An 11,798-nucleotide genomic window follows, 5' to 3' on the forward strand; every position below is an offset into this window, starting at 1 on the left:
ATCCGTATTTCACAACATAATTTTTAATATAAGGTAGTACAATTCCTACTTTTAAATCATAATACTCTTATTATGAAAGGAATTGTTTTTACCGAGTTTTTGGAAATGGTAGAGGCTACCTACGGTTTGGAGGTTGTCGATGTCATAATCGAAAACTGTGATCTTCCATCCGGTGGGGCATATACCTCTGTAGGCACGTATGATTTTAATGAAATGGTCAGCTTACTATCGGAATTGAGCAACACTACAGGCATATCCCAACAAAATCTATTGTACTCATTTGGGTATTATTTGTTCGAAGGACTTGTGGCCGCACACCCCGATGTGGTTGATAGCTATAAAAGCCCGATTGGGCTTTTAAATTGTATAGAAGATCATATACACGTACACGTAAAAAAACTATACCCCGACGCTGAACTCCCCCAATTTAAAATCCTTTCCAAAACAGACAACTCATTGGAAATGATCTATACATCATCGAGAGGATTGTATGCCTTGGCTCATGGGCTAATTGTAAAAACATTTGAGCATTTCGAAAAATTGGTAAAGGTGGAATATAAACTATTGAATGAAAACGGTACAGAAGTCAGGTTTGCGATCGTCCAAAATGGATAATAACCAAGTTTCCATATTAAAGCGTGCACTGGAACGCGAAAAAAAAGCACGTAAAACTGCCGAAGGCCTTCTTGAAAGTAAGGCGAAGGAGTTGTACGATGCCTCACTTCACCTTAAAGAAGCCAACGGTCGTTTAGAATCCTTGCTCAATAATAAGGGAAACCGAATTGATAGTGCTTTCATCAATATAATTGATCCCTATGTGGTTATGGATATGATGACCAATGTGATCAATATGAATGCTTCTGCCAAGGAGTTTTTGGGATATGATCATACCAAGGAGGAAGTAAACTTATCCAACTTGGTCCACCCAGATTATTTAGAATACACTGCAGAATCCTTTAAGACCTTGATGCAGGTTGGAATACTTAATAATTATACCGCCAAAATAATTACAAAAATTAAGGGAGAGAAATATGTAAACATTAATGCCAGCCTCATTTACAATGAAAGTGGAAGCCCTATTGCTGCGCAAGGTGTAATACGTGACATCACCCAAGAAGTTGAGATTCGAAAACTCTTGGAAAATCAGAAAAAGCAGCAGGACATTATTGTAGAAAATTCCTCTTTGGGAATTTTATTGATTGTAAAAGACAAAATAATAAAGGCAAACAAATCCTTTGTAGACCTTTTGGGATATTCCGAATTAGAACTCAAAAAACTATCAATCAATGATATATCGTCATTGGAGGATAGCAATCTATATGAGGACTTGTTACAGAAAAGTTTGGAAGATGACACAAAGAAATTCTCTATAGTTCGAAAGTTTTATAAAAAAGGCGGCGATACCTTGTATGGAAAAACCTCCATGAGTTCGTTGATGGATTCCAGTGGAGATATAGAGTACAGTGTGGCCATGATCGAGGATATTACTCATGAAAAGATTTCAGAAGAAAAACTAAGGGCCTCTGAAGAACGAATGGCCACCCTCATCAAAAATTTGCAAACAGGTATTTTACTTGAAGATCAAGACAGAAAAATTGTTTTGGCCAACCAAAAATTCTGTGATCTATTCGGCATCCCTGTTTCGCCAGATGTACTTAAGGGCGTTAATAGCAAAAAATCCATTCATAAATACAAACATATGTTCCAGGAGCCTGAAGAGGCAATGAAGAGAATTGATAAGGTAATCGATAAAAAAGAAGTAGTCACCGCCGATGAAATGGAACTATTGGATGGACGAACATTTGAGAGGGATTATATACCTCTGTTTAACAATGGCGAATACCAGGGGCATTTATGGAGTTACAACGATGTTACCCTAAGAAAGAACTATAGAAAGAATCTCGAAATACAAAAGGAAAAATACAGTAGCATAATAGCAAATATGCATCTAGGCCTTGTTGAGGTTGACGGTGATGAAAACATTCTTATGGTCAACCAAAGTTTTAGTGAGATGATCGGCAAATCCGCGGATGACCTAATTGGAAAGAACGCGAAAGATGCCATAACCATTATTGAAGAAGATCGAGAAAAACTGGAGTTGCATAACAAAAAAAGACAAGAGGGTGTTTCAGATTCCTATGAAGTAGAAGTAAAAGTTGCAGGCGGTGAAAAACGGTTTTGGTTGATCAGTGGCGCTCCCCGATATGATGATGCAGGAAAGGTCATTGGGTCCATTGGAATCCATCTGGACATTACGGACCAAAAGAATCTTGAACTTCAAAAAGAGAATCTATTAAAAGAACTTGAGGCAAGTAATAAAGGCTTGCAAGAGTATGCCCATATAGTTTCCCATGACCTCAAATCCCCTTTAAGAAGTGTTAGTGCACTGGCCACATGGATGTATGATGACTACAAGGATGCCTTGGATGAAAATGGCAGGTACAACCTAAAAATGATGCAAGAGAAAATCGAGGGGATGGATAAATTGATCAGCGGAATTCTAAAATACTCTACGGTAAACAGCGATACCCTTGACAATACCAATGTAGATGTTAATGAAGTAATTCGTGAAATCGAGGAAATCATTTATATCCCTGAAAACGTAAAAATAAAAACCAAAAAGAATTTGCCTTCCATTAAGGCAGATAAAACCAAAATCCACCAACTATTCCAAAACTTTTTGAGCAATGCAGTGGTGAACATCGACAAAAAAGATGGACTTGTTGAAATAGACTATAAAGAAGACCAAACCCATTGGGAGTTCAGTATAAAAGATAACGGTGTTGGCATTCCGAAGGAATACCATGAAAAGATTTTTCAAATATTCCAGTCCATTGGAAACAATGAACGCTCCACTGGAATAGGACTTTCCATAGTTAAAAAGATTATTGACCGGTACCGCGGGAAAGTCTGGCTGGAAAGCGAAATTGGAGAAGGCACAACCTTCTATTTTACGTTGCAAAAAGAATCTAAAATCAAGAAAAAATGAAAGTAAATCAAGCAAAACGCTTCAAAGGAGGCGAATGGGATTTTATACAGGATCAACCCCTAAAAGAACCATTGGTTTTGGTTTTTGGAGATAGGTTTTTATTAGAGTCCGAAGAATTATATAAAGAGATAAGAAAGTTGTATCCAGATGGACACTTGGTTTTTGGTTCCACCTCAGGAGAAATAATTGAAACCAATGTGTTCGAAGAAAGTATCACTTTAACCGCTATAGAATTTGAGCGAACCAAGTTTGAAATTGTAAGCGAAAATGTTTCGGACTTTGTTGATATCGAAAAAATGGGATTGGCTATTTCAAATCAATTCAACGCCAAAAAACTAAACCATATGTTCATTGTCTCCGATGGCAGTTTTGTAAATGGAAGTGGATTGATAGATGGCCTTGAATCTGTAGAAGGATTCCAAGCTTCAATTACTGGCGGTCTGTGCGGAGATGGAGCCCGATTCGAAAAAACATTGACATCCTATAACGAAAATCCAAAACAAGGTGAAGTGGTTGCTGTTGGATTCTATGGCGAAGATTTAGAAGTTTCCTATGCCAATTTTGGTGGCTGGACCCCATTTGGACCGGAAAGAACCATCACCAAATCTGAAGGCAACGTTTTATATGAAATTGATGGTAAACCGGCCCTTGATCTCTACAAAAAATACCTAGGTGAAAAAGCAGCTGAACTTCCGCAAGCGGCACTTTTATATCCATTGACGGTGCAACAAAATGATCAATCAGAACCATTGGTAAGAACTATTTTAAACATTGACGAAGATGCCAACTCCATGATACTGGCCGGTGATGTACCCCTAAACTCCAAAGTACAATTAATGATGTCCACGATGGATGATATTGCGGAGGGAGCTTCCAATGCAGCCGAGTTAGCTATGCGAGATAGGAAAAGCAAACCTGAGCTGGCCATATTGGTGAGTTGTGTAGGAAGAAAATTGGTGTTGGATCAGCGAACTGAAGATGAAATAGAAGAGGTGGCCGATATTATTGGCGACCAGGCTAAAATCACAGGGTTTTACTCTTATGGCGAAATGGCACCGTTTGCAGGAAAAAACGAATGCCAATTGCATAACCAAACCATGACCCTAACATTAATGAGTGAATAAATGCATTCTCTACTTAAAAGACAAATAAAGAAATTTTTGCCTACGGAATTGGCCGAACATCCAGAATTGGAGGTGTTCTTTGATTCCGTGAGTAAATCATATTCAGATTTTGATGAAAAACTGAAAATGATTCAACGGGCCACGTCTTTAAGTTCAGAGGAATTGTACAATGCCAATTTACGATTGAACAAAGAAGCGGAGAACCAGCGTAAGGTACTTGAATCCTTAAGTCGGGCAGTCGCTTCCATGCAGGACAAAACCTCGGACAGAATCAATGGAAAGCTGGATGTTAATCCACAGAAATTGGTCGAGGATATTGAGAAACAGGCGCATAAACTTGTTGAAATAACGGCCGAAAAGGACATGCTGCTCAAGAATTTGGAGCAACAGAACGAATCCTTGAACAATTATGCACACATGGTTTCCCATGATCTTAAATCCCCAATTAGAAATGTACACTCATTGGTGAGTTGGGTATTTGAAGATGGGCAGAAAGTTTTTAAAGAACAGAGCAAGGAAAATGTGCAATTGATTTTTCAAAACTTGGCGAAGATGGACAGCTTGATTGATGGAATCTTAAGGCATTCAACCATAGATTCCATCCAAGAAAATGCATCTACCGTTGATTTAAATGAGCTCATTGCTGAAATAGAACGAACCATTTATGTGCCTGAAAACGTAACCATCAAAAAAAGCAGGCATTTGCCAAAATTGTTAACGGGTAAATACAGAATAGAGCAGTTGTTTAAAAACTTGATCACCAATGCCATTGCTGCCGCCGAGGATAAAGAGGACGGATCTATTATGATTGATGTTAAGGAAGAGTACGATGGATGGCTTTTTAGTGTTACCGATAATGGAAAAGGAATACCCAAGCATTTACAGACTGGAATTTTTGGAATGTTCAAAAAACTTGAGAACAACTCCGGGGCAACGGGAATTGGACTGGCCCTGGTAAAGAAAATTATAAATTTTTATAAAGGTGACATCTGGTTATCCTCGGAAGAGGGCATGGGTACCACCTTCTTTTTTACAATTAAAAATGACCCCAATGGCTGAGCAACCCAACTTGGATTATATAAAAGAGATTTCTGGTGGAAACGAGGATTTTGAAAAGAAATTCTTGACCATCATCCAAACAGAATTTCCAAAGGAAAAGAATGACTATCTAGAAAATCTGGAAAGCGACAATTTGGAAGAGTCCGCAAAAATTGTCCATAAAATAAAACACAAATTAGGTATTCTTGGATTGACGGGGGGGTACAAATTGGCCATTAAGTACGAAGAAGATCTTAAGTACGGAGATACAAAGCTCAAAGAAGAGTTTAAGCAAATATTGAAATCAGTAGAAGAGTTCATTTTAAAAATAGCTTAAGGTGAGATGTATAATAGTAGATGACGAAGCGAGTGCAAGGGCGATAGTTTCAGAACTATGCAAGGCTATTCCTGAAATGGAGGTGGTAGCTGAATTTCCCAATGCGCTGGAGGCGCTAAAATTTTTAAAGCACGAAACTGTGGATTTAATCTTTTTGGACATCCATATGCCCAAACTTACTGGAGTGGACTTCATTGAAATGGCGAATGATCCCCCAAAAATTGTCTTGACCACCTCTGATAAAGAATTTGCTATTGAAGCCTATGGATATGAATTTATTGTAGATTATTTGGTAAAGCCAATTACCTACGAACGCTTTCAAAAGTGTATTATAAAGTTGAACAATGCTTTCAGGCAATTGGCCACTGAGCAGACAGAAAACCAATTGATGCAAGCGGAAGATGAAGATCTGTACATCAATATTGATCGTAGACTCATCAAATTAAAATTTCACGATATATTGTTGATTGAGGCGCAGGGTGATTATATAGAAATTAAAACACAGCATAAACAGTATCGTGTACATTCCACCCTGAAAAAAATCAAGGAAAAATTACCACAATCCCGATTTTTGCAAATTCATAGATCGTTTATAATAAACTTCACTCAAATTATTGATATTCAGGATAATAGTGTGTTGATTCAACGGAGTGTCATTCCAATAAGTCGGTCAAATAGACCTGAATTAATGCAACGGCTAAATCTATTATAAAAAAGAAGGAAAAATACTACAATTTAACTATTATTTTACGTTATAGATACGAGCACTTTGTGAAAATGTTAAATGATAGTAGATAACCAATTAAATCTTTTAACATATGTCATTGGAAATAAAAGAACACAGAGGAATTTTTGAAATCTTTGGTAAGGTAACCACACAACATGTTGGAGCGCTGAACTCCTATTTTAATCACATTATGGAACAACACGATAACATTGTGGTTAGCCTGGAAAGGGTTACAGAGTTGGACTCAGCATCCGCGCATTTTTTTGAAAAACTCTACCAAAAATCAGCCCGACAAAACAAAGTGGTTTCTTTGATTGGTCGACAAAATTCATGTGTGACAGAGATTTTGAATGCTACAAAAACCAATTATATTCTTAGTCCAGATAGAATATAAAAGCATAGCTTGGGCATCACTTTTTGGTGATGCCCGAGTTCTTACTACCTAATTATAAGTCGATGGGTTTCCGACTTTTCTTCAGCTATTATCTTTATAAAATAAAGCCCAGAACGATAACTTTCCACATTAAAAGGTGTTCCCATCGTGTATTTGCCCTCGTACATTAACTTGCCATCAAGGTTGATAATTTGAATTGTTGGGTTCTTCATCTCCTTATTGTTGAGGTAAAAGGCTGACCTTGTGGGATTGGGATAAAAAACCGTAGATCTATAATTTTTTGGAAGATCATCGATCAATTCCGGTTCATCAGGAATCCTTGCTCTTAACGGAGTACCTCCAGAGACCTGATATTCGTACGCACCAATATCAAATGCAGACCCTGAAGGTCTGGATTCGTTCTCCAAATCAAAAGTTACACCCCAAGATGAGACATTGGAGCCGGCATCCACAACATCTGAAGTTTCTGAACTGGGGCTGTAATCGTCATTTAAAATATCCGTTAAGCCCAAAGTATCCATTTGCCGTGTCATAATGTTATTGTAAATATTTGATAGCAAACTATCCCGAGCAGATCGGTCATTAAAATCAAAATAACTTTCCTGATTTTGTTTCCATGTATTGCTCCCCTCATAATCATTGCCCGGATCTACGATCAGATTATTCACAAAATAGGAGGGAACTTCATCTTGCGAAGCATAGAGTTTGGCTGGATCGTTGGTCTCGGTAATTTTCGTATTGTACAACATACCGGAATCTCCCGGTTCTATTATGGTGTTGTTCAAAATATAATAGCCTTCATTTATATCATCAAATTCATGCCTGTTGTGCATAAATATGCCATGAAAATCCGGACGCACAATCACGTTGTTGTAGATTTTGGTTCCGCTTTCCGCGCTTATAAATTGAATGCCTTGGCCATTTCCGCTAGAGCCGTTGATCATGGTGTTGTTGTAAACCTCATAGATTCCACCCCCGATGCTCATAGCAAAATCTTGATAATACACATTGTCACGGCCATAATTACTTATGTAATTGTCTCGAATTTTTCCATTCTCGCTAACCAAGTTTAATTGAATTCCATCCCAGTCTACATCCTCAATGATGTTATTGTGGATATCGACATTCTTCAACCAATGCCCAAAAATTTTAGTGCCGTTACAACTTCGGTTAGAGTTGATTTTATATCCACCGGTAAAGCCAACATAGATGCCCTCGCCACCAGTATCGTGAATGTAGTTGTGATGAATATCCAGATTTTCCAATACAAATCCATTCACTCGCCATGTATCTGGATCATTACAATAGGGATCTGTTTTTGCCATGATACCTGCAAAACCCGCAGAAGAAATTTCAATGTGGTCTATTTCGATATCCGTGCTGAAATTCTCTACGTAAATACCAACCGCTCCGCCACCTGTTCCCGCTATTTCAATGCCATAGGTATGGGAAGAATCACCTGTTCCTGTCAATCGGATGTACTTACTTTTTTTAAAAGAGATTCCAGTATAGACGCTTTCCGTTAATACTACTTTCCCGCCGCAGTTTTTAATAATCAGCGGTTGAGCGGCTGTGCCTTCAAAATCATAAAACCGAATACCAGCATAATTCCCGGCTTGAATACAGATGGTGTCCCCGGGAGAATAAGTAACCTGTGATGCCCAAATAAGGTTAAGAGAAGTCGCTGAAAGTCCGGTAAGCGTAACATCGCAGTTACAGTTCTGCGCAAAAGTGAGGGTGGCCCATAGCAATGAAGCCAAGAGTAAAAATCCATTTTTCATAATATATAGTTTTGGTTGTTCTATGCCATGTATCTATTCAAATGCCAAAAAAGCACGGATAGGTTTTGGGGGAAGCTGGAGGGGAATGTTAAAGATAACTACAATGTAATAAAAATCCTACACATTTTAATTTTATTAACTAGTAGTATGGACGAATAACAAATTATTGGATACTGCCATATTTCATAACGGTAAGAAGGAAATACGGTATTGATTTATGTCGTTGGGAATTTCATATACATTAATGGGTCATACACAACATAAATAGGAAAAAACTTACATAAAAAATTGAAATTACGTTTTGTATTTCAATAATACAGATGTAAATAAGCAGAAATGATTTTTAATTCCCTTGAATTTGCCATTTTCCTACCAGTGGTATTTATTCTTTATTGGTATGTTTTTAACAAGAACTTAAAACACCAAAACCTATTGATTTTAGCTTCCAGTTATTTGTTCTATGGATGGTGGGACTGGAGGTTTCTTTCGTTGATAATTTTCAGCACCATGGCTGATTATTTGATTGGTACAGCTTTGGTCAAACAAGAAAAACAAAATGCAAGAAAGGTACTTTTATGGACCAGTATATTTGTGAATCTTGGTTTTTTGGGCTTCTTCAAATATTATAATTTCTTCCTGGACAATTTTGTATCGGCATTCACTTTTTTCGGAAGTGAATTGAATGCCAACTCTTTGAATATCATTTTACCTGTGGGAATCAGTTTTTATACGTTCCAAACCCTTAGCTATACCATCGATGTGTATAAAAGAAAGTTGGAACCGGAGCAAGATTTTGTTGCCTTCGCGGCATTTGTAAGCTTTTTTCCGCAACTGGTGGCGGGACCTATCGAGAGGGCCACAAACCTTTTACCTCAATTTCCGGTCAAACGAAAGTTTAGCTATAGCAAGGCTGCGGATGGCATGCGTCAGATACTTTGGGGTCTTTTCAAAAAAGTGGTGATTGCTGACAATTGCGCCGAGTTTGCCAATATGATTTTTAATGGATCTGAGAACTACTCCGGAAGTATGTTGGTGTTGGGCGCTTTGTTCTTCACGTTCCAAATTTATGGCGATTTCTCTGGATATTCAGATATAGCAATCGGTACTTCAAGACTTTTTGGTTTCAATCTAAAACGCAATTTTGCATACCCCTATTTTTCCAGGGATATTGCCGAGTTTTGGCGACGGTGGCATATTTCACTTTCCACCTGGTTTCGAGATTATTTATATATCCCATTAGGAGGGAGCAGGGGAGGAACTTCTATGAAAATCAGGAATACATTCATCATTTTCATTGTCAGCGGATTTTGGCATGGGGCCAACTGGACCTTCATTGTTTGGGGAGCATTAAACGCCATCTATTTTTTACCTTTATTGTTGACGAATAAGAATAGAAATAATCTAGAAGTTGTTGCAAAAGGAAAATTACTGCCCTCAATCAAGGAGGTGTGGGCCATGTCAACAACCTTTACATTAACGGTTCTGGCCTGGATTTTCTTTAGGGCCGAAAACTTGGGCCATGCACTTACCTATATCTCCGATATATTTTCAAGTACCCTTTTTACAATACCTGAATTTGATAGATACCTGGGCTTTAAGGTGGTTCTGATTTTTACGCTGTTGATTTTCTTTTTGATTATTGAATGGATGGGTCGTGAAAATGAATATGCCATTGAAGGGTTGAGGGTGAGAATGAACAAGAGAGTTTACCGTTGGTCTTTCTACTTGATCATATGGAGTTTCATTTTCATTTTTTCAGGAAACGAACAAGAATTTATCTATTTCCAATTCTAAAAAAATACACCATGATACGTAATTTGATCAAACAAGTATTGGCTTTTGCCGCAATTTGGTTTGTACTTATGTACCTCATATGTCTATTTCTGCCATTCCATTATTTCAATGCGGAATATCCCATGTGGAAAAGTAAAATGGAGGTCATGGAATCAAATAATACCTTCAGTAACCTTATAATTGGAGATAGTAGGGTTATTGCCGGAATCAATCCAGATGCTCTTGGATCCAATTACTACAATTTGGCCTTGGGAGGTGGCACACCAATGGAAGGGTATTACTCCTTAAAACGCATGCTTGAAGCGGGAAAAAAAGTGGATACCATTGTTGTGTCCTATGCCCCAATACACTTTGAACAATCAGAAATGTTTTGGGATAGACAGGTAAAATATAATTTCTATAACCTTGATGAGATTGATGAAATTTTTAGCGAATTGAATACCGAAAATGAGATTTTTTGGACATATGAAGGTGATAAAAACTTTGAGGAATCAGAAAAAAACACCTTGATACGGCGGGCGTACAAAACCTATTTTAAATTTCCCACGGAGCTAAGAACTGAACTGAGTAAATCTTTCTTATTACGAGGTTATACCAACTACAATGTGTACCAAGAAATAAAAAATAGAAGAGGATGTTTTGACTTTGGTCGAGCTGATTTTTCCAACGATTTAAATGTCGAGGCGAAACGGATAGATTTTTCACCAAAAAAAGTGTTGATTTCATCGTTGGAAAAGATGTTTGCACTAGCCGAGAAAAACAGTGTAACTGTTATGTATGTCTCCTTACCCATGAACAGGACTTCGTATCGAGCGCTGAGTGATGAATATCGCGAAGGAGTAAAACAAATGGATAGGGCATTAAAAAGAAAACATCCCGAGGTCGAATTTATAAATCCCGCATTGGTATATTATGATGACACCTACTTTGGAGATGCCTCACATCTCAATAAAAAAGGAAGAGAAAAGTTCACTTTTGAACTTAAACAATACGTGAGCAAAACACTTTTTGAATCCCAAAATTCTTTGACGGGATTGGAATTTGACCAATAGATTACACACTATTTTCTAGAAAAATGAACGGGTAAGAACTTTGATGGACTTGTGCCATATTTCATTGCTGCCCTAACCCAATATCACAATTAAAACCTCTCACCACATAAAGGCCCGCTTTTACAACATTCAATTTATATAAAGTAATACAAATCCTACTTTTAAACCATAATAAATACTACAAAATTAAGATATCATGAAAATACTGGTAGTAGATGACAAACAATCACTGAGTGAACTCGTTGCCCAATTTTTGGGACAATCCCATTCGGTAACAACAATGGAAAATGGTTTGGCCGCTATTTCATGGCTACAGGCCGGTAATTTACCCGATTTGGTAATCACTGACCTCGAAATGCCCGAGATGGACGGATTTGAGTTGATTCGAAGAATCAAGGAATCAGGTGTCTTTTCCGATATCCCAATTATTGTGCTAAGCTGTAGGGACAGTAGTTCTGATCGTGTGGAGTGCTTACGTTTGGGTGCGGATGATTATATAGTGAAGCCATTCAATCCCGAAGAATTAATGATCAGGGTGGACAAGCTGTTAATTAGACAATAG

General features: G+C 37.8%; 11 protein-coding genes. 10 read left to right on the forward strand and 1 reads right to left on the reverse strand.

The features are described from left to right. Positions 1 to 72: 72 nt before the first annotated feature. From IAG46_RS13585 to IAG46_RS13615, 7 genes are all read left to right on the forward strand, one after another. On the forward strand, positions 73 to 615 hold the full coding sequence (locus IAG46_RS13585; protein WP_190810936.1) for a heme NO-binding domain-containing protein: 543 nt from the start codon (positions 73 to 75) through the stop codon (positions 613 to 615). After that, positions 569 to 2,989 (forward strand): PAS domain-containing sensor histidine kinase, encoded by a 2,421-nt coding sequence (locus IAG46_RS13590; protein ID WP_223826710.1) that lies wholly within the window; start codon positions 569 to 571, stop codon positions 2,987 to 2,989. Before IAG46_RS13585 ends, IAG46_RS13590 begins: the two co-directional genes overlap by 47 nt. Then, positions 2,986 to 4,113, forward strand: a complete 1,128-nt coding sequence (locus IAG46_RS13595) for an FIST signal transduction protein (protein WP_190810937.1) — start codon at positions 2,986 to 2,988, stop codon at positions 4,111 to 4,113. Before IAG46_RS13590 ends, IAG46_RS13595 begins: the two co-directional genes overlap by 4 nt. After that, positions 4,114 to 5,172, forward strand: coding sequence for an ATP-binding protein (locus tag IAG46_RS13600; RefSeq protein ID WP_190810938.1), 1,059 nt, complete (start codon positions 4,114 to 4,116; stop codon positions 5,170 to 5,172). Then, positions 5,165 to 5,488, forward strand: coding sequence for an Hpt domain-containing protein (locus IAG46_RS13605; RefSeq protein ID WP_190810939.1), 324 nt, complete (start codon positions 5,165 to 5,167; stop codon positions 5,486 to 5,488). The genes IAG46_RS13600 and IAG46_RS13605 overlap by 8 nt, the downstream gene beginning before the upstream one ends. A 1-nt stretch (position 5,489) precedes the next feature. Beyond that, a complete protein-coding gene (locus IAG46_RS13610; protein ID WP_190810940.1) occupies positions 5,490 to 6,200 on the forward strand; it encodes a LytTR family DNA-binding domain-containing protein in 711 nt (236 codons plus the stop codon). 106 nt (positions 6,201 to 6,306) lie between these two features. After that, positions 6,307 to 6,609 (forward strand): STAS domain-containing protein, encoded by a 303-nt coding sequence (locus IAG46_RS13615; protein WP_190810941.1) that lies wholly within the window; start codon positions 6,307 to 6,309, stop codon positions 6,607 to 6,609. 44 nt (positions 6,610 to 6,653) lie between these two features. On the opposite strand, the gene IAG46_RS13620 is transcribed toward IAG46_RS13615, so the two are convergent. Continuing rightward, complete coding sequence (locus IAG46_RS13620) at positions 6,654 to 8,390, reverse strand: T9SS type A sorting domain-containing protein (protein ID WP_190810942.1); 1,737 nt, start codon at positions 8,388 to 8,390, stop codon at positions 6,654 to 6,656. A 336-nt stretch (positions 8,391 to 8,726) separates the two neighbouring features. Here IAG46_RS13620 and IAG46_RS13625 point away from each other — a divergent pair, with 336 nt between their 5' ends. The 3 genes from IAG46_RS13625 to IAG46_RS13635 all read left to right on the forward strand — a co-directional run bounded on the left by IAG46_RS13625 (position 8,727) and on the right by IAG46_RS13635 (position 11,798). Continuing rightward, a complete protein-coding gene (locus tag IAG46_RS13625; RefSeq protein ID WP_190810943.1) occupies positions 8,727 to 10,184 on the forward strand; it encodes an MBOAT family protein in 1,458 nt (485 codons plus the stop codon). 11 nt (positions 10,185 to 10,195) lie between these two features. Beyond that, on the forward strand, positions 10,196 to 11,236 hold the full coding sequence (locus IAG46_RS13630) for a hypothetical protein (RefSeq protein ID WP_190810944.1): 1,041 nt from the start codon (positions 10,196 to 10,198) through the stop codon (positions 11,234 to 11,236). 196 nt (positions 11,237 to 11,432) lie between these two features. Then, positions 11,433 to 11,798, forward strand: coding sequence for a response regulator transcription factor (locus tag IAG46_RS13635; RefSeq protein WP_097046729.1), 366 nt, complete (start codon positions 11,433 to 11,435; stop codon positions 11,796 to 11,798).

This window comes from Flagellimonas sp. S3867, assembly GCF_014698935.1.
Taxonomy (GTDB): domain Bacteria; phylum Bacteroidota; class Bacteroidia; order Flavobacteriales; family Flavobacteriaceae; genus Flagellimonas.